An 18,353-nucleotide genomic window follows, 5' to 3' on the forward strand; every position below is an offset into this window, starting at 1 on the left:
GCGGGTCGGGGCCGCCGGAGTCGTGGAAGGGGGTCAGAGGAGCGTGACCCTGCTGTCCGCGACCTTGCCGCGGGTGTCCAGCAGGGCGCAGCGGGCTCTGCCCAGCGCCTCCCTCGCATAGCAGGAGTGGTCCTGGAGCAGGATCGCCACATCCGTTTGGTTCAGGGCCTCTTGGAGATCCGTCGCGCGGGGCAGTGCGCGGCCGTCGTCCACGGTGAACTCGTCCGCGTACGGGTCGTGGTACGAGACCGCGACCCCGGCGTCGAGCAGCCCGGCGGCGATGGGCCGCGCCGGTGTCTCGCGTACGTCGGCCACGTCGGCCTCGTAGGTGACTCCCAGCAGCAGGACCCGGCCGCCCTCGGTCCGGCCGCGTGCCTCGGCGAGCAGGGTCAGCGCGCGGTCGACGACATGCCCCGGCATCCGGCCGAGGACGTCGTGCGCCGCGGCCGGCATGCGGAACGGGAAGCCCTGGGACTCGGCCCGGGCCGCCGGATAGCGGGGGTCGACGGGGATGCGGTGCCCGCCGACCCCGGGGCCGGGCTGGAAGGGTGCGAAGCCGAACGGTTTCGACGCCGCGCAGTGCAGCACGCCCCAGACGTCGATCCCGGTTCGGTGGCGGAACAGCGCCACCTCGTCGACCAGCGCGATATTGATGTAGCGGTAGCTGTTCTCCATGAGTTTGACCATCTCCGCCTCCCGCGTACCGCGGGCGACGACGAGGTCGTCGACGAATCGTCCGTAGAAAGCGACGGCGTATTTCGCGCACAAAGACGTGCAGCCGCTGACAATTTTCGGAGTGTTACGGACATTCCATGTCCCATTGCCCGGATCGATACGCTGCGGTGAATACGCGAGGGGGAAATCCTCCCCCGCCCGCAGCCCGCTGCCGCGTTCGAGGAGCGGCCGCACGACCTCTTCCGTGGTGCCCGGATAGCCGGCGGACTCCAGGACGACGAGCGTGCCGGGGCGCAGCCGGGCGGCGACGGCCGCGGTGGCATCCTCGACCGCCGACAGGTCGGGCAGGCCCTCGGGGGTGAGTCCGGTCGGCACGCAGATCACGACGGTCTGCGCGCCCTCCAGGATCCCCGGGTCGGCCGTTGCGTGAAAGCCCGCGTCCAGCATGGCCCTGACCTCCGCGTCCAGGACCCCGCCCACCGGGGAGCGCCCGGCGGCGAGGCTGGACACCACCGCACCGGAGACGTCGTATCCGGCGGTCGCCAGGCCGGCGGACACCGCGGCCCGGGCGAGCGGAAGCCCGACGTGTCCCAGCCCGATGACGACGAGATCGAGGGCCATGTGCAGCAGTGCTCCAGAGTGCGGGGCGGACGAGAGTGGGGACGGGACGGCGCGGCTCAGGCGGAGAAGCTGCCGCTGCCGGGGGCCACGTGCGAACCGTGTCCGGGCGGGACGACCAGGCCGGGCGTCAGGCAGAACGGGTCGCCGTACACCGTGACCGGCCGGTCCATGCGGTTCGTCAGCACATGAGCGTCACCCGGGAGCTTCTGGCAGCCGCGCGGGGCGTCGTACACGGTGAGCGGCGAGAGTTCCGTCCGGAACACCACGACGTCACCACTCCCCGCCGCCACCGCCGTACCGGAAGCAGCACTCGCGGCGAGCAGCGCACCGATCGCGGCGAGCAGAACATTCCGGGTATGACGCATGTATTTCCCCTTCAGAAAAGCGGCGTTGAACCCATTCTCTGCGACGGATACGAGGATTAAGCACAAAAGAATGCCCATACACCCGAACGAGGGATATGGTCAATTGAAGTTGCCGTGAAGGCCGGTGACACGGGGGCTGCGCGCCGTCCGCCCCCCCTTCGATTTCCGCAGGTCGGACGGATCCCGCTCAGGGCGTCCGGGCGCCCGCACGGACCCGGCGGCCCGATGCGAACAGGCGGCCCGCGGGGACGCCGGCCCCGAGGCGCGACGGCGGGGAGGGGCGAGCCGCGCGCGAGCCTCCCCGCCGGTGGCCGCCGGGGCGTCGTGGGGTCCGGCCCCGGATCCGCGCCGGGGAGGCAGAACTTCCGTATGTTCAAGGAGAGTTGCCGAAGGGGGCACCTCGCGCCGCCACGCTCCGGCCCCGTACGATCACCTCAGGGCGGGGCCGTAGCGCAGTGGTCGACGCGCGCGGTCTCCAAAATCGCGAGGACGCCGGTTCGACTCCGGCCGGCTCCGCCCTCTCGGCGAACGCCGGTCGCCGGCTCCGGACTTGGCGGGGACCGGCGCGATCACACCCGGTCCCTGGTAGCCAAGTCGGCCTGGATCAGAGGCTGTCCGGCTCGTCTTCGGGGAGGTCGGCCAGGCCCGCGTCGTGGACGATCAGGGCGATCTGGACCCGGTTGTTGAGGCCGAGCTTCGCCAGTACACGCGAGACGTGCGTCTTGACCGTGGGGACGCTCATATAGAGGGCGGCGGCGATCTCGGCGTTGGTGCGGCCCTGGCCGACGGCGAGGGCGACATCGCGCTCGCGTGCCGCGAGGGAGTCGAGGCGGCGGCGGGCGGCGGCCCGGCGCGGCGGGGCCGCCTCGGTTCCGTCCGCGCCAAAGGCGGCGGCCGGCCGCTGGGCGACATGGGTCATGAGCCGGCGGGTCACGGCCGGGGAGAGGACGGGCTCGCCCGCGGCCACCCGCCGTACGGCACCGACGATGTCGGCGGGCGGGGTGTCCTTGAGGACGAAGCCGGCGGCCCCGGCACGCAGGGCGCGCAGCACCTGTTCGTCGGCGTGGAAGGTGGTGAGCACGATGACCTCGGGGGCGCCGGGCAGGGCGCGGAGCCGTTCGGTGGCGGTGAGGCCGTCGGTCCGAGGCATGCGGATGTCCATGAGGACGACGTCGGGGGCGAGCCGGCCGACGAGGCCGGGGACCTCGTCGCCGTCGGCGCCCTCGCCGACGATCTCGATGTCCTCGGCGCCGCCGAGCATGAGGGCGAGGCCCGCGCGGACCAGGGGGTCGTCGTCGACGATGAGCAGCCGGATGGTCATACGGGCCACGGTAGCCAGGCGTGCACGGCGAAGCCGCCGTCGGGGGCGGGTCCGTGGGTGAGCCGGCCGCCGGCGAGCGTGGCGCGTTCGGTGAGGCCGATGAGGCCCTGCCCGGAGCCGGGGACGGGCGGGACGGGCCCGTCGGGGGCGGGGTTGCGGACGTCGACGAAGAGTCCTTCGCCGGGGCGGCCGCGCAGGGTGAGGGTGACTTCGGCGCCCGGCGCGTGTTTGCGGGCGTTGGTCAGGGCTTCCTGGACGATCCGGTAGACGGTGCGGCCGGTGGCGGTGGGGACGGCGCCGGGGTCGGTGACGGCGGAGTCGAGGACGATCTTCATCCCGGCCTCGCGGACCTCGGTGACCAGGCTGTCGAGAGTGGCGAGGGTGGGCTGGGGCCGGTTGGCGGCGCCACCCTCCTCGTCGGGGGCGCGCAGCACGCCGATGACCTCCCGCAGGTCCTGGAGGGCTTCGTGTGCGCTGTCGCGGATGACGCCGGCGGCCCGGGCGATCTGTTCGGGCGGGGCGTCGGGGCGGAACTCCAGGGCGCCCGCGTGCACGCTGAGCAGGGTGAGCCGGTGGGCGAGGACGTCGTGCATCTCGCGGGCGATGGCCTCCCGGGCCTGCCGCTGGGCCTGTTCGGCGCGCAGTTCGGACTCGGCCTCGGCGCGTACGGCACGGTCGCGCAGCGCCTCGACGAGCTGGCGGCGGGAGCGGACCAGCATGCCCCAGGCGGTGACGAGGAGGACGAGGACGACCCCGATACCGATGACCAGGAGGTTGCTGGTGCCGGGCTCGGGGCGGACGAAGGCCTGCACGGTGGAGGTGGCGATCGCGAACAGCCCGATCCAGGCGACCTCGCGGAAGGGGCGCCGTACGGCCACGCTGAACAGGGCGGCGAGCATCGCGCCGCCCGCGGTGGGCGCGAAGACAGCGACGGCGCTCAGGGCGACGGCGAGCCCGGTGGGCCGGCGGCGGCGCAACCACAGAGCGCAGCACGCGAGCCCGCCGGCGATCTGGTCGAGGAGGTTGACGACCTCGCTGTTGTACGGGGCGCTGCTGTCGGCGGCGAGCACGCCGACGAGCGCGGCGAGCAGGAAGATCGTGGTGTCGACCACCCAGTCCCGTACGGTGCGCCGCGGCCGCCCCTGCTCCGGCCCGGGGCCCCCGTGGCGGGCGGCCTCGACCAGGTGGGAGGGGAACAGCCAGGTGTGGCGGTCCGGGCGTGCCGTGCGTGTCATACCCGAAATGTACGCAGGTGAGGGCGGCTGCGGGGACGTGCGGCGGCGGGGCGATACCAAAGTCGCGGGGACGGATACTTCGGTCGTACGGCCGGGGGCCGGACCGGATACCGGTGGCCGACGCGGGGCGCGGCGGAGCCGGACCATGATCGGCGGCATGAAGAGGATTCTCGAGGTCACGGGCTTTGTGGTGATGGTCTTCGGCGTCTGCGGGGTGCTCCGCGAGCTGACCGGGGGCTGGTTCAGGCTGATTGGGGCGACCCGGCTGCTGACGGATCATGTGTGGTTCCTGGAAGGGCGGGAGCTGTTCGCGAACATCGTGATCGCGGCGCTGGGGCTGGTGATCATGATCGTCTCGGACCGGGTACGGGCGTGAGGGGCCGCACCGGGGCGCGGGCCGGGACACGAGCCGAGGCGTGAGCCGGGGCGTGAGCCGGGGCGTGGGTCAGGGCAGGAAGGATCCCCGCCGTGCGCATGATCATGTGGTGTTACTCTGGCGCCCTTCAATTTTCAACGGAGTGACGGCCACCGGGGATGGAGACTCGGGGCCGAGGGGCCGCCGCCGAGCGGCGCCGCCAGGTCGGGGGAACATGCGCGCAGGGCGTCCGTTGCAGGCTCTCGGGCTCTCCGCGACAGCGGAGGCCGTCTATCTCTCGCTCGTGGAGCGGGGTCCGCGGACCCTGGCCGAGCTGACCGACCGGCCGGCGCCGCCCGCCGGTCCTCCGCCAGGCGAACTGACGGACGCGGTCGACGAGTTGAGCGACATCGGTCTGGTCGCGCGCAGGAACGGCAGACTGGCGGCTCAGCCGCCCCGGGCCGTTCTGGAGGCCGTCGCCGAGCGGCGGGCACGCCAGGCCAGGATCGCGTACGAGAGCGCCACGGCCCTGTCCCGGTTCTGGCTCGATCACACCGCCGGATCCAGTTACGTCGAGGTCGTCGACACCTCCGGCCGACCCAAGGCGGTGCAACTGCGGGTGCACGGCGAGGCCGTGGAGCAGGTGCGGGCGCTGTCGATCGGTCCGGTGGGCGGTGGCGAGCGGGTGCCGGAGGTCGGGCCGGGAACGCTGGACGCGCTCGACCGGGGTGTCTCCTACCGGGTGGTGTACAGCGCCAACATCCTGCAGAATCCGCACGCGTTGGAGGTGGCACGGGACTGTGTCGCGCACGGGGAGCAGGCGCGGGTCTTCCCCGATGTCGCACTGAACGTGCTGGTCTGCGACGACCGTTTCGCCGTCGTGTCCGTCGCCGCTCCGGACGGCATGGGGCATCACAGTGTCGTCGTCCAGCCGTCGGGGCTGCTGGACGGGGTGATCGGCGTCTTCGAGTCGTACTGGCGGATCGCCGTGCCGCTGCCGCCTGCCGGTGAGGCCGTCGGGAGTGAAGCAACGCCCGAGGGACGGCAGTTGCTCAGCTATCTGAGCGCGGGGCTGACCGACGAGTCGATCGCCCGTGAACTCGGCGTGAGCGAGCGGACCGTGGCCCGGCGCATCGCCCGGCTCCAGGAGATGCTGGGCGCCAAGACCCGTTTCCAGCTCGGCGTCCAGGCCAACCGCCACGGCTGGCTGTGAGCGCATGCGGACCCGGCCCGCGCGCACGTGGACGCGCGGGCCGGGCCGGTGTGTGATCCCCGGCCCGCCCCGCGCGGGTCTTCAGCCGCCCGTCCGCTCAGCCGTCCGGATCCCGGACAGCCCGCGGCATGGCGTCATTCGGCAGCCGTCAGTTGGCGTCCGGCTTGACCAGGTCCGGCAGCTTGACCTCGAACATCTTGTCGAGGGTGAGGGCCGGCAGGATGTGACCCTGGTTCGGCGCGTCGTTGGCCACGCTCGCGCCCCAGCTGGAGGAGTTGAAGCGCTGGTTGGGGGTGCCGTGGTGGCCCGAGCTGGTAAAGCCGCAGTCGCCGACCTCGTAGAACGACTTCTGGGCGCTCAGGACGCGGGCGGCGTTCAGCGACTCGCCACGGGAGTGGGTCAGGTAGTACGTGCCGAACGCGTCCGCCATCAGCTCGGTGCGGCGGGTGGCCTCCGGGCCCTTCAGGTCGCTCTCGAAGAGGTCCTTCTGGTACTGCACGTGGTGGCCGAACTCGTGGCCCAGGATGCCGCGCGGGGCCACGTCGCCGAGGCCGATCGCGGACATGGCCTGCAGGATGCCGTCTCCCATGATGATCCGGTCGCTGATGCCCATCGGCGCCGGGTCGTCCTTCTCGCTGTAGGCGAAGGCGTTGAAGGTGAAGATCGGGTTGGCGCCCTGCTGGAGGGCCGGCTCCGAGTCGACCAGCTCGATGAACATGTCCGCCAGGTCCAGGTTCTCCGCCGGCGTGCCGCCGTACAGGACGGCGAGCGTGCGGGAGAGCCGGTCACGGTCGGCGAAGACGTCCGCGCCGTGCATGGGCATCATCTCGATCTTGCCCGAGTCGATGTCCCAGAAGCGCTTGAGGTTCTTCATCTCGGAGTTGAGCTTCTGGGTGTACTCACCCTTGACGCCGAAGGTGTTGCTCGACGACTCCTCGCCGAAGAGCAGCGCGTCGTAGGTCGGCATGTCGAAGCCGCCGTAGATGGCGAGAATGAAGACGACGAACGGGTCCACGCCGTCGAGAAGGGAGTCGGCGTACGTCGACAGGGCGGTCGTCTTGCACTGGTAGTCGCCCGGGTTGATGGCGCTGTCGCGGATGGACGTCCACTCCTGGTCGCCCAGGCCGTGCTTCGCGCGGGCCGCCTGGAGGCGGGACTGCCAGTCGGCGGGGAGCTTGGCCTCGATCCGGTCGACGATCGCCTGCTGCTGCGGCGTCAGGTTGGACATGTCGAAGCCGGCCTGCGCCGACTGGCTCGCCGTGGTCGCGTCGTTCATGTCTGCGGCCTGTGCGGGAAGCGACATGCCAAGGCCACAGGTCGCGGCGAGCACCAGGCTCGCCGCCACGGTCAGGGTCTTCTTCACGGGGGACTCCTTTCGAGGTGCCCAAGAGGGCATCCGCGGGCGCCGCCCAGTCTGTAAGGCCAACTACCGATTCCAGTACGGTCGTTCACTGTCCGAAACCGGCATGTCTGGAACCTGACAATCCCCCTGGTGGCGCGACGCGACGCGAAAGAAGCGAAGACCGCAGGTCAGAGGCGTAGGCGGGAGCGCGGACGGCCCCCGTGCGCGAATAGTGTCGCCGGACCGCCAGTGTCCCGGTTCGGCTTGACGGCCTCTCGACCCGTGGCATGACGGGCTGCCCTTAGGGGCTGTGTGGCGGATCAGAGGTCGGACAGCCCCGGGCACCGGCGCCGCCGACGGGCAGTCGTGACATGCGGCGGGACCCGGCTCTCGACCCGCCAACCTATCGCGCGCCCTCGTCGGCGGCGCGACGTCCCCAACCGGTGCCCGCGAGCACGAGGATGGCGCCGGCCAGACCGAGAACGCCGGGCCGGTCGCCCGCCAGGGCGATACCGGCGGCAGCGGCCCACAGCGGCTCGGTGCCGAGCAGCAGGCCGACCCGGGACGGAGAGGTGCGACGGACGGCCCACATCTGCACGAAGAAGGCGAAGAGCGTACAGAAGACGGAGAGGAACAGGAGCCCTGCCCACTCGCGCGGACCGAAGGCTCGCGCCACGTCCCACGGGGCCGCACCCGCGCCGCCCCCGATCCCCTGAAGTGCGGCGAGGAGGGCGAAGACACCGACGGCCGAGCCGAGTTGGACGGTGGTGAGGGAGAGTGACCCTGCGGACTCAACGGACCTGATGCGGGACATCACGAGGACGTGCGCGGTGCGGGCGAGCGCCGCGAGCAGCATGAGCAGGTCGCCGGACGAGGGCGCGGTGAAGCCGCCGCCCTGGGTGAGCAGGAGCACGCCCGTGACGGACAGCGCGGCGGCGGCCAGAAAGGCGCGGGGCGGCCGGGTGCGGGTCACGGCCGCCTCGGCGAGCGGGGTGAGGATCATGGTGAGGCTGATGATCAGGCCCGCGTTGGTGGCGGAGGTGTGGACGACTCCGTACGTCTCCAGCAGGAACACCCCGGCGAGGATCAGTCCGAGGAGGGTCGCGCCGCGCCACTGGGCCGCCGTCAGCGCCCGCAGTCCGCGCCGTCCGGCGACGACGAGGACGGGCAGGACCACCGCGAACCGCAGGGTCAGGACGGCGAGGACGGTGGAGGCGGTGGTGATGCCCTTGGCGGCCAGGTAACTGCCGCCCCACACCACCGCGACCAGCAGGACGGGCAGATCGGTGAGCCAGGCGCGGCGCGGGGCGCCGAGGGGCGCGGGTGCGGCGAAGGCCGGGGACGCGGTCATGGGCGTGTGTCTCCAACAGGGCGTACGTGGTGGAGACTTCGACGGCTCTCACACGGGGATGATCACGGTACCGGGGCCGGACCGCACCGGCCGTCCCGGGCCCGGCTGCCCCGCCTCCCCGGCTATCCCACGGTCCCGTAGGCGGGCCGGCCCGCCTGCTCGTACGTGTGGAGGGCGAGGCCCGACGCGGTGCGGCGCAGATCGGTGAGCCGGAAGGCGGCCGGGGTGGCACCGGCCTCGAAGAGGCGGCGGCCCTTGCCCAGGACGACCGGGAAGACGCAGAGGCGCAGTGTGTCGATCAGTGCGTGGTCGAGGAGGGTTCGGGCGAGCACGGCGCTGCCGTGCGTCTGGATCTCGCCGTCGAGCCGCCGCTTGAGTGCCGCGACCTCCAGGGCGACATCGCCCCGCAGGACGATGGTGGTGGGCCAGTCCGCCTCGGTGAGGGTGGTGGAGGCGACGAACTTGGGGAGGGTGTTGAGCCGGCGCGCGATGAGGTCTTCGGGGTCGGTCCGCTGCGGCCAGTAGCCGGCGAAGATGTCGTAGGTGCGGCGGCCGAGGAGGAACGCGGCGGGCCGCTCGAACACCTCGGTGATGAAGCGGCCGAAGTCCTCGTCGCCGTACGGCATGGACCAGCCGCCGAGGTCGAAGCCGCCCCTGGTGTCCTCGTCGGGCCCGCCGGGGCCCTGCTGGACACCGTCGAGGGTGACGAACTGGGTGAGGCTCAGGGTGGCCATGGGGGTGCCCTTTCCGTTGCCGACCATCGTGTCCCACCCGTGCCGAACGCGCTTCCCGGCGGCGCTCGTCGGCGGTCCGCCTCGGCGTCCGATTGGCGCCGGTGAGGGGGCCGCACCCCGCGTTTCATTGAACCCGCAACGACAAGCGCTGCACAGGAAATCAGGAAATCACGAGGAGTTCGCATGTACACGATGAGCGGCAAAGCGGTCCTGGTCACCGGCGGCAGCCGGGGTATCGGCGCGGCGACGGCCGTCCGGCTCGCCGAGGAGGGCGCGCATGTCGCCTTCACCTACGTCCAGGGTGAGGAGCGGGCGCGCGAGGTCACGGCCAGGATCGAGGCGGCCGGCGGCAAGGCCCTGGCCCTGCGGGCCGACGCCGCCGACGCGGGCGACGCGGCCGGGGCCGTGGCCTGGGCTACCGACGCCCTCGGCCGGCTCGACGTGCTCGTGAACAACGTCGGGGCCGGTGTCCTCGGCCCGCTGGAGTCGCTGACCCTGGCAGAGGCCGACCGGGTGCTCGCGGTGAACGTCCGCGGTGCCTTCCTGGCCGCGCAGGCGGCCGCCGCGCGCATGGAGCGGGGCGGCAGGATCATCACGGTCGGCAGCTGCATGGTCCAGCGGGTCCCCGGGCCGGGCGGCACGCTGTACGCGACGAGCAAGTCCGCGCTGGTCGGACTGACGAAGGCGCTGGCCCGGGAGCTGGGCGGGCGCGGCATTACCGCGAACATCGTCCACCCGGGTCCGATCGACACCGACATGAACCCGGCCGACGGCCCCTACGCGGAGGGCCAGGCCGCCATGACGGCCCTCGGCCGCTTCGGGACCCCGGAGGAGGTGGCCGCGATGATCGCCTTCCTCGCGGGCCCGGGCGCCACCTATGTGACGGGTGCGGAGTTCGCGGTGGACGGCGGCCACGCGGCGTAACGCATCGCGGCGAGGGCTGACCGCGCGGCAGGAGAACGCGGGGGAGGAAAACGTACGGCGCGAGGGCCCCGCACGGAAGGGGGTCGGGCCGGGGAGAGGGAACCGGCTTCCTCTCGTACGTCGCCCACCGCCTGGTCGGTCGCCCCGCGTCAGCGGCCGAGGGCGTGCACCCGGTCCCCCCGCGTCAGCAGCCGGGGGCGTGCACCCGGTCCCCCCGCGTCAGCAGCCGCCCGCCCGGCTCGCTCAGCGCCCCTCGGTCGTGGATCCGCTCGCCGCGCAGCCAGGTGGCCGTCACCACGCCGTGCAGCGTCCGGCCGGCGTAGGCGGTGACGCGGTTTTTGTGCTGGAGGCCGGCGGGGTCGACGGTGAAGGTGGCGTCCGGGGCGAGGACGGCGAAGTCGGCGTCGCGCCCCGCCTCGATGGCGCCCTTCCGGTCGAGTCCGGCGAGCCGGGCGGGGCCGGTGGACATCCAGCGGGCGACGTCCCCCAGGGTGTGGCCGCGGCGGCGGGCCTCGGTCCAGATCGCGGGGAGCCCGAGCTGGAGGGAGGAGATGCCGCCCCAGGCGGTGGCGAAGTCGCCGGTCTTCAGGTCGGCGGTGGACGGCGAGTGGTCGGAGACCACACAGTCGATGGTGCCGTCGGCGAGGCCCTGCCAGAGCAGATCCTGGTTGGCGGCCTCGCGGATGGGCGGGCAGCACTTGAACTCGGTGGCGGCGTCCGGGATCTCCTCGGCCGTGAGGGTGAGGAAGTGGGGACAGGACTCGACGGTGATCCGTACGCCCTCGGCCTTGGCGGCGGCGAGGAGCGGCAGCGCGTCCGCCGAGGACAGATGGAGGACGTGGACGCGGGCGCGCAGCCGGCGGGCCTGGTCGATCAGGTTCCGGATGGCGGCGTTCTCGGCGGCTCGCGGCCGGGAGGCGAGGAAGTCGGCGTACGCGGCACCCGCCTTCTGGGGAGCGGAGGCCAGCTCGCTCGGATCCTCGGCGTGCACGATCATCAGTCCGTCGAACGCGGCGAGTTCGGCGAGCGCGACGGCCAGCTGCTCCTGGTCCAGTCGCGGGAACTCGTCGACGCCGGAGGGCGACAGGAAGCACTTGAAGCCGAAGACACCGGCGTCGTGCAGGGGGCGCAGATCCTTGACGTTGTCGGGGACGGCGCCGCCCCAGAAGCCGACGTCGATGTGCGCCTTGGCGCGGGCGACGTCCTGTTTGACGCGCAGGTGGCCGACGGTGGTGGTGGGCGGCAGCGAGTTGAGCGGCATGTCGAGCAGGGTGGTGATGCCGCCGGCGGCCGCGGCGCGGGTCGCCGTCCAAAAGCCCTCCCAGCTGGTGCGGCCGGGGTCGTTCACATGGACGTGGGTGTCGACGAGGCCGGGCAGGACGGCGTGGTCGCCGACGTCCTCCAGGCGTGCGCCCGCCGGAACGGGGGCGTCGTGGGGCAGGACGGCCGCGATCGTCCCGCCGGAGACGGCGATCGACGCCGGGCGGGTTCCGTCGGGGGCGATGACGCGTGTCGAGCGCAGGACCAGGTCGACGTCCACCCATACCCCTTCCCCTTCTCCATCGGCTCGCTTCTTCCCGAAACGGGATTCAACGAACTGTTGAAAACGAACTGTTGAAGGAGTCTGCGCACCCGGCCACCGGCCGTCAAGGGTTCATCCGGCGGACGTCCGGCGGGGCCGCGGAGCGATATCCGCGAGCGCCGTCGTTCCGTGAAGCGGAAGGGTGATTCCGTACAGGAGAAATCTCCTCCGTCGCCGGGGGTCCTGCGGAGGGGTGGCCCAGGCCCCCTCGCGGGCAGCCGTCGGCGGGCGGCGAAAGCCCCGCTGACCGGCCCGGATGCCGGGACCTGGGCCGTGAGCGCGGCCCGGGCGCCCGGTAGGCTGCTGCCTCGCCCGCCTGCCCCGAAAGGACCATTGCCGTGCCGACGTCCAGCGCCCGCGCCACCGACGCCGCCAAGCCCGCCGCCGCGAGCGGCGGCGTCCAGTCCCTCGAGCGTGCCTTCGACCTCCTGGAGCGGATGGCCGACGCGGGCGGCGAGGTCGGACTGAGCGAGCTCTCCGCCGGCAGCGGGCTGCCGCTGCCGACGATCCACCGGCTGATGCGCACCCTCGTGGCCTGCGGTTACGTCCGCCAGCAGCCCAACCGCCGGTACGCCCTCGGCCCCCGTCTCATCCGGCTCGGCGAGTCCGCCTCCCGGCTGCTCGGCACCTGGGCCCGCCCGTATCTGGCGCGGCTCGTCGAGGAGACCGGTGAGACGGCGAACATGGCTCTGCTCGACGGCGACGAGGTCGTGTACGTCGCCCAGGTGCCGTCCAAGCACTCGATGCGCATGTTCACGGAGGTCGGCCGCCGGGTACTGCCGCACTCCACCGGGGTCGGCAAGGCGCTGCTCGCGCACACCCCCGCCGACGAGGTGCGCGCGCTGCTCGCCCGCACCGGCATGCCCGCCGCCACCGACCGGACGATCACCACGCCCGAGGGATTCCTCGACGCCCTGACGGTGGTGCGCGAGAGCGGCTACGCGGTCGACGACAACGAGCAGGAGATCGGCGTCCGCTGCCTCGCCGTCCCGGTGCCCGACTCCCCCACGGCGGCGGCCATCTCCATCTCGGGCCCGGCCGGCCGGGTCACGGAGGCGGCGATCGAGCGGATCGTCCCGGTCCTCCAGCAGGTCGCGCGGGAACTGTCGGCGGCGCTGGCGAGCACCTCGGGCGCCCTGGGTACCTCGGGCTCCCTGGGCGGCGGCCGGAACTGAACGAGCATCGCACTCGTACGCCGTACAACCCCGCTCGTACACCGTAGAAAACGGGGCGGAAAGGGCCCTGGAACCGCTGACCGGTTCCGGGCCCCTCGTTCGTACGACCCTCGCGGCGCTCAGACCGTCAGGTCCGCCGCCCCGCCGACAACCGGCCTGGTCACCGTCTCGGGGCTTGGCCCCGGACCCGGCCCCGGATCGGCCTCCTCGGTCAGCCGTCCGTCCCGTACCGTCACCGTGCGGTCAGCCCGCCCCAGGTGCGTGCGGTCGTGCGTGACCAGCACCGTCGCCGTCCCCCGCTCCTCGGTCAGCCGGGCGAGGAGCGCCATGACGGCCGCTCCCCGCTCGTGGTCCAGGGCGCTCGTCGGCTCGTCGACGAGAAGGACGGCCGGTTCGTTCATCAGGGCCCGCGCGATGTTGACGCGCTGGCGCTGGCCGCCGGAGAGCTGGTGGGGCCGGCGGTGGGCCTGGCCGGCGAGGTCCACCGCGTCCAGGAGTTCCAGGGCCCGGTCCCGTACGGCGCGCGGCCGGCGCCCGGAGAGATGGGCCATCACCTGGAGCTGTTCGAGCGCGCTGAGCGAGGGCAGCAGGTTCGGCTGCTGGAAGACGATGCCGATCCGGTCCCGCCGCAGCTCCGCCTTGGCGGCCGGGCCGAGCGGTCCGGTGTCGGTGCCGGCCACCACGACCCGACCCCGGTCCGGGGTGACCAGGGTCGCGGCCACCGCGAGCAGGCTGGACTTGCCGGAGCCGGACGGCCCGACGACGGCGGTGAGGGTGCCGGCGGGCACGGTGAGGGACACCGCGTCGAGTGCGGTGAGCCGGCCGTCGCCGTCCGGGTAGGTGAGGGTCACATCGTCGAGCAGCAGGCTCATCGGGCGCTCCCGAGCGCGGTCAGGGGGTCGACGGCGGTGATCCGCCGGATGGACAGGGCCGAGCCGAGGACTCCGAGCACGATCATCACGGCGGCCGGGCCGAGCACGGTCGACGGCCGCAGGACGAACGGCACGTCGCCGCCGCTGATCAGCGCGCCGATGCCGACGGCGAACCCGGTGCCGAGCAGGGTGCCCGCGCCGAGCATCACCACGGCCTGACCGAGGGCGTCCTTCAGCAGATACGGGGTGGAGGCGCCGAGCGCCTTGAGAACGGCGACGTCGGCACTGCGCTGAATGGTCCAGACGGTGAAGAAGGCACCCATGACCAGCGCGGAGATGACGAAGAGGAAGCCGCGCATCAGCTGGAGCGAGCCGTTCTCGGCCTGGTACGACCCTATGGCGCCAAGGGCCTCGTCGACGGTCCGCGCCGCCGTGCCCGCGGCCCGGTCCCCGGCCGTCCAGTCGACCCCGGAGCCCGAGCCCGAACCGGAGCCGGAATCGGATCCGGAGCCCGAACCGGTGAGCGCGATCACGGTGGCCTGGGCCTCCTTGGCGCCCTCGCCCCGGCCGAGCCGCTGCCAGTCGTCGAGCGAGGTCCACACGACGGGGGTATGGCTGTACGAGGCGTCCCCGGCGATCGCCACGACGGTGACGTCCACGGAGCCGAGCCGGACCCGCTCCCCTTCCGTGACCCGCAGCTCCCGCGCCGCCGACGCCGAGAGCACCGCCCGGCCCGGCCCGAGCCGCCCGCCCTCGGGGGCGAGGCCCGCGCCCGGCTCCGTACCGAAGGCGGAGAGGGCGGCGGTCCGGTCGCCCGCGACGCCGTTGAGGGTGCGGATGCCGAGCGGCGCGGCGCTCGCCACGCCGGGGCGCCCGGCCCAGGCCCGCCACTGGGAGGCGGTGACGGTCGAGTTGGTGAAGGAGACCGACTGGCCGTCGGGCGGCGCGGCGAAGGCCAGCCGGTCGGCGGGCAGCCCGGTGATCGCCGAGATGTTCTCGCGGGCGAGCCCGGCGGTCAGTCCCGACAACAGTCCGACGAGCAGGGTGATCAGGACGATCACGGTGCCCATCAAGGTGAATCGCCCCTTGGCGAAGCGCAGGTCTCTCCATGCCACGAACATGGGGCCAAGCCTGCTCGGACGGGGCCGCCCAGGGCATCGCGCCACGGGTGGCTCCGTAATCAAACTTTCGATTGAGTCCGGATTGTCCGGTTCACTATTCCACCCCGCCTACCCTGGAAGAACCATGGATCCCCGCTCACCGACCCCCGCCCTGCGCGCGCTGCGCCTCTGTCTACATCTGCTGATGGCGGCGCTGCTGGTCCTCGCGGCCCTGCGCACGGAGACGGCCGCCGGGGTCACCGCGGCGGCCGTGACGGGTGCGGTCTACGCGGCCGGAGCGCTGCTGCCCGCCGTACGGTCGTCACAGCGGGCCGCGGCGGTCTGGCTCCTCGCCCTGTTCCTGTCCTGGCTGGCCCTGCTGTGGCTGACCCCGGAAGGACTGTGGCTCGCCTTCCCCCTCTACTTCCTCCAGCTGCATCTTCTGCCGGGGCGCTGGTCGCTGCCGGCGGTGGCCCTCACGGCGGGCGCCGCGATCCTGTCGTACGTACGGCACGGGGCCGCGCTCAGCCCGGGGGTCTTCATCGGGCCGCTGCTCGGGGCGGCGGTCGCGGTGGCGACCGTGCTCGGCTTCCAGGCGCTGTACCGGGAGAGCGAGCGACGGCGCCGGCTGATCGACGAACTGATCTCGACCCGGGCCGAGCTGGCGGCGGCCGAGCGGCACGCGGGCACGCTCGCGGAGCGGGAGCGGCTGGCCCGGGAGATCCACGACACGCTGGCCCAGGGACTGTCCTCGATCCAATTGCTGCTGCGGGCCGCCGAGCGGACGCTGCCGGCGGGATCCCCGGCCGCCGGGCACATCGACCGCGCGCGGCGGGCCGCCCAGGACAACCTGGCGGAGGCGCGGCGCTTCGTACGGGCGCTCGCCCCGCCCGGCCTGGAGCACGGCTCGCTCGCCGGGGCGCTGGAACGACTGTGCGCGACGCACGGGACGAGTGGGCCGGAGGGTTCGGGCGAGGCGGAGGGTGCCGGTGGGCCGGACGGTGCGGGCGAGCCTGCCGGTACAGGTGGGCCGGTCGGTACGGAGGCGGGCGGCGGGTCGGCCGGTGCGGACGGTACGACCGGGCCCCGGGTGCGGTTCTCGGTGAGCGGGACCCCTGTCGAGCTGCCCACCCCGTACGAGGTGGCGTTGCTGCGGATCGCCCAGTCCGCACTGGCGAACACGGTGCGGCACGCCGCGGCCTCGCGCGCGGAGATCACGCTGTCGTTCATGGCCGGGTCGGTGACGCTGGACGTGGTGGACGACGGTACGGGTTTCGACCCGGCCGCGCCGCGCCCCGCGCGGCCGTCCGCGGAGGGCGGCTTCGGGCTGCCCGCGATGCGGTCGCGGGCGGAGTCCCTCGGCGGCGTGTTCACGGTCGAGTCCGCGCCAGGGCAAGGCACCGCCGTGGCCGTCACCCTGCCCCTCCCGGACCCGACCACCGCCACCGGAACCGGAGCCGTACCCGCATCCATGTCCGGCGCCCCCTCGCCTTCGCCTTCGTCCCCCACCGCCCTGCCGACCGGAGCCTGACGCATGCCCCTCCGACTCCTGCTCGCCGACGACCATCCGGTGGTACGGGCCGGGCTGCGGGCCGTCCTCGACACCGAGCCCGACTTCACGGTGGCGGCGGAGGCCGCGACGGCCGAGCGGGCGGTCGAGCTGGCCGCCGCCGGGGGTGTGGACGTGGTCCTGATGGATCTCCAGTTCGGCGCCGGGATGCACGGCTCGGAGGCGACCGCCGCGATCACCGCCGTACCGGGCGGGCCGAGGGTGCTCGTCCTCACCACGTACGACACGGACGCCGACATCCTCGCGGCGGTGGAGGCCGGGGCCTCCGGTTACCTGCTGAAGGACGCCCCGCCGGAGGAGCTGGCGGCGGCGGTACGGACGGCCGCCGCCGGGCAGTCGGCGCTCGCCCCCGCGGTGGCGCACCGGCTGATGGACCGGATGCGCACCCCGGCGGAGGCGCTGACCAAACGCGAGCTGGAGGTCCTCCAGCTGGTCGGCGAGGGCCTGTCCAACCAGCAGATCAGCAAGGCCCTGTTCCTCAGCCAGGCGACGGTGAAGTCCCATCTGGTGCATGTCTTCGCCAAGCTGGGCGTGGACTCCCGGACGGCGGCGGTCGCGGCGGCGACGGCACGCCGGCTGATCAGGCGCTGACCCGGGGCTCCTGACCCCGCACCGCCTGACTCGCACCATCCCGCCTGACCCACGCCGCCCCACCGGACAGCCGGACACCCGGCCACCCGGCTACCCGGACAGCCGCTAGGTCACGGACCGTCCCGGGTGTGCCACCGGAGGCTGGGCCGGTGCCTGGTTCGACGGGCCGAAGAGTTCGACGGCGCACCGGACGGCCGTGAGCCCCTCGGCGAGCGCGCTGACGGAGCCGACCGCGCCCGCGATCAGCAGCAGCGAGCGGCGCAACCGCCACACCTCCGGGATGCCGCTCGACGCCATCGCGTCGAGTGCGGCCAGTTCGTCCTCCGCGATCACCCGGTCGGCGAACTCCTGCCGGTTCCCGGCGAGTTCACGCCTGAGCCGGGTCACGGCGGCGCGTAGTTCGGCCACCCGCGGATCCAGGTCATCGGCGGCCTGCGGCCGCTGCCCCACACTTCGCAACACGACTCTCCCCCCAGGGGGTGCCCCACCCCCTTCGTGCACGCTCCTGTGCCGGTCCCGTTCGGCCGGCGGTCGGGCGATGGCCGGTCGTCCGGGTTGCGGGCCAGTTAACTCCCTTGTTCGCCCGGCGCGCCAGCACGCGTCCCGACTTTCAGGCATCCGAGTGGTCCGCCCCTGATGCGGTATGCACTCCCCTATGACGGATGAGACGGCAGGACCTCACGTGACGACGGCGCCCCGGATCGCCGGGCTGCTGCTCGCGGCCGGCGGCGGCCGGCGGCTCGGCGGGCACCCCAAGGCGTTGCTCCCCCACCGGGGCCGCCCGCTCGTCGAGCACGCGGCGCGGGCTCTGTGGGACGGCGGTTGCGGGGCGGTGTACGTGGTACTCGGCGCGGCGGCGGAGCGGGTGCGGCAGGAGGCGCGGCTGCCCGCGTGCGTCCTGGTGGACAACGCCGGGTGGGCCGAGGGCATGGGGTCGTCGCTGCGGGCGGGGCTGGACGCGCTGAGCGCGCGCCCCGACGGGTTCGACGCGGTCCTCGTGTCCCTGGTGGACCAGCCGGGGATCGGTGCGGCGGCCGTGGCGCGGGTACGGGCGGCATACCAAGGGCGCGACACCCTGGCGGCGGCCTCGTACCGGGGGCGGCGCGGGCATCCGGTGCTGTTCGGCGCGGCGCACTGGGCCGGGGTCGCGGCGGGGGCGGTCGGGGACCAGGGGGCGCGCGGGTATCTGGCGGCCCATCGGGACGCGATCACCCTTGTGGACTGCTCGGAGGTGGCCGAGCCGTACGACATCGACACCGCGGCGGATCTGGCGCGCCTGGAGTGAGCGGACCGGGGCCTTTCGAAGGCCACGCCGAAGCCCCGCCAC

Annotated in this window: 18 protein-coding genes and 1 tRNA gene; 8 read left to right on the forward strand and 11 right to left on the reverse strand. The window is 73.2% G+C overall.

Annotation, left to right across the window (positions count from 1 at the left end; translation table 11 throughout):
- Positions 1–33: 33 nt before the first annotated feature.
- Entirely contained in the window at positions 34–1,296 is a 1,263-nt protein-coding gene (locus tag ACGFRB_RS21985; protein ID WP_393245143.1) for a nucleotide sugar dehydrogenase, read from the reverse strand.
- Between the two features lie 56 nt (positions 1,297–1,352).
- Positions 1,353–1,661 (reverse strand): hypothetical protein, encoded by a 309-nt coding sequence (locus tag ACGFRB_RS21990; RefSeq protein WP_363005991.1) that lies wholly within the window; start codon positions 1,659–1,661, stop codon positions 1,353–1,355.
- A 441-nt stretch (positions 1,662–2,102) separates the two neighbouring features.
- On the opposite strand from ACGFRB_RS21990, the gene ACGFRB_RS21995 reads away from it, so the two are divergent.
- A tRNA-Trp gene (locus tag ACGFRB_RS21995) sits at positions 2,103–2,177 on the forward strand.
- 88 nt (positions 2,178–2,265) lie between these two features.
- On the opposite strand, the gene ACGFRB_RS22000 is transcribed toward ACGFRB_RS21995, so the two are convergent.
- Together ACGFRB_RS22000 and ACGFRB_RS22005 are read right to left on the reverse strand one after the other, a co-directional pair.
- Positions 2,266–2,982 (reverse strand): response regulator, encoded by a 717-nt coding sequence (locus tag ACGFRB_RS22000; protein ID WP_393245145.1) that lies wholly within the window; start codon positions 2,980–2,982, stop codon positions 2,266–2,268.
- Entirely contained in the window at positions 2,979–4,217 is a 1,239-nt protein-coding gene (locus ACGFRB_RS22005) for a sensor histidine kinase (protein WP_393245147.1), read from the reverse strand. Before ACGFRB_RS22005 ends, ACGFRB_RS22000 begins: the two co-directional genes overlap by 4 nt.
- A gap of 157 nt (positions 4,218–4,374) precedes the next feature.
- Between ACGFRB_RS22005 and ACGFRB_RS22010 the strand changes: the two genes are divergently transcribed.
- Together ACGFRB_RS22010 and ACGFRB_RS22015 are read left to right on the forward strand one after the other, a co-directional pair.
- Positions 4,375–4,593, forward strand: coding sequence for a hypothetical protein (locus ACGFRB_RS22010; protein WP_393245149.1), 219 nt, complete (start codon positions 4,375–4,377; stop codon positions 4,591–4,593).
- A 214-nt stretch (positions 4,594–4,807) separates the two neighbouring features.
- Positions 4,808–5,785, forward strand: a complete 978-nt coding sequence (locus ACGFRB_RS22015) for a helix-turn-helix transcriptional regulator (protein ID WP_363005983.1) — start codon at positions 4,808–4,810, stop codon at positions 5,783–5,785.
- 148 nt (positions 5,786–5,933) lie between these two features.
- Here the strand turns inward: ACGFRB_RS22015 and ACGFRB_RS22020 are convergent, their stop codons facing one another.
- From ACGFRB_RS22020 to ACGFRB_RS22030, 3 genes are all read right to left on the reverse strand, one after another.
- Positions 5,934–7,148 carry a hypothetical protein gene (locus ACGFRB_RS22020; protein WP_363005981.1) on the reverse strand — a complete coding sequence of 405 codons (1,215 nt, stop codon included), beginning with the start codon at positions 7,146–7,148 and terminating at the stop codon, positions 5,934–5,936.
- A 382-nt stretch (positions 7,149–7,530) separates the two neighbouring features.
- Complete coding sequence (locus ACGFRB_RS22025; protein WP_393245151.1) at positions 7,531–8,478, reverse strand: DMT family transporter; 948 nt, start codon at positions 8,476–8,478, stop codon at positions 7,531–7,533.
- Between the two features lie 122 nt (positions 8,479–8,600).
- The gene (locus ACGFRB_RS22030) at positions 8,601–9,212 is read right to left on the reverse strand and encodes a dihydrofolate reductase family protein (RefSeq protein ID WP_393245153.1); all 612 of its coding nucleotides are present in this window, start codon (positions 9,210–9,212) and stop codon (positions 8,601–8,603) included.
- 183 nt (positions 9,213–9,395) lie between these two features.
- Here ACGFRB_RS22030 and ACGFRB_RS22035 point away from each other — a divergent pair, with 183 nt between their 5' ends.
- A complete protein-coding gene (locus ACGFRB_RS22035) occupies positions 9,396–10,136 on the forward strand; it encodes an SDR family NAD(P)-dependent oxidoreductase (RefSeq protein ID WP_393245155.1) in 741 nt (246 codons plus the stop codon).
- 184 nt (positions 10,137–10,320) lie between these two features.
- On the opposite strand, the gene allB is transcribed toward ACGFRB_RS22035, so the two are convergent.
- The gene (gene allB, locus ACGFRB_RS22040) at positions 10,321–11,676 is read right to left on the reverse strand and encodes an allantoinase AllB (protein WP_393245157.1); all 1,356 of its coding nucleotides are present in this window, start codon (positions 11,674–11,676) and stop codon (positions 10,321–10,323) included.
- Between the two features lie 380 nt (positions 11,677–12,056).
- On the opposite strand from allB, the gene ACGFRB_RS22045 reads away from it, so the two are divergent.
- A complete protein-coding gene (locus ACGFRB_RS22045) occupies positions 12,057–12,893 on the forward strand; it encodes an IclR family transcriptional regulator (protein ID WP_393245159.1) in 837 nt (278 codons plus the stop codon).
- Positions 12,894–13,012: 119 nt separating this feature from the next.
- On the opposite strand, the gene ACGFRB_RS22050 is transcribed toward ACGFRB_RS22045, so the two are convergent.
- Positions 13,013–13,765: an ABC transporter ATP-binding protein gene (locus ACGFRB_RS22050; RefSeq protein WP_363005971.1), complete on the reverse strand. Its 753-nt coding sequence runs from the start codon at positions 13,763–13,765 to the stop codon at positions 13,013–13,015.
- Entirely contained in the window at positions 13,762–14,886 is a 1,125-nt protein-coding gene (locus tag ACGFRB_RS22055) for an ABC transporter permease (protein WP_393245161.1), read from the reverse strand. The genes ACGFRB_RS22050 and ACGFRB_RS22055 overlap by 4 nt, the downstream gene beginning before the upstream one ends.
- A 124-nt stretch (positions 14,887–15,010) precedes the next feature.
- Between ACGFRB_RS22055 and ACGFRB_RS22060 the strand changes: the two genes are divergently transcribed.
- Complete coding sequence (locus ACGFRB_RS22060; RefSeq protein WP_393245163.1) at positions 15,011–16,396, forward strand: sensor histidine kinase; 1,386 nt, start codon at positions 15,011–15,013, stop codon at positions 16,394–16,396.
- Between the two features lie 3 nt (positions 16,397–16,399).
- Positions 16,400–17,026, forward strand: a complete 627-nt coding sequence (locus ACGFRB_RS22065; protein ID WP_361232748.1) for a response regulator transcription factor — start codon at positions 16,400–16,402, stop codon at positions 17,024–17,026.
- Between the two features lie 105 nt (positions 17,027–17,131).
- Here the strand turns inward: ACGFRB_RS22065 and ACGFRB_RS22070 are convergent, their stop codons facing one another.
- Positions 17,132–17,488 carry a DUF5955 family protein gene (locus tag ACGFRB_RS22070; protein WP_363005963.1) on the reverse strand — a complete coding sequence of 119 codons (357 nt, stop codon included), beginning with the start codon at positions 17,486–17,488 and terminating at the stop codon, positions 17,132–17,134.
- 193 nt (positions 17,489–17,681) lie between these two features.
- Here ACGFRB_RS22070 and ACGFRB_RS22075 point away from each other — a divergent pair, with 193 nt between their 5' ends.
- Positions 17,682–18,311: an NTP transferase domain-containing protein gene (locus ACGFRB_RS22075; protein WP_393245165.1), complete on the forward strand. Its 630-nt coding sequence runs from the start codon at positions 17,682–17,684 to the stop codon at positions 18,309–18,311.
- Positions 18,312–18,353 lie beyond the last annotated feature (42 nt).

Origin of the sequence: Streptomyces sp. NPDC048718, from assembly GCF_043198875.1 — a bacterium.
Classification (GTDB): domain Bacteria; phylum Actinomycetota; class Actinomycetes; order Streptomycetales; family Streptomycetaceae; genus Streptomyces.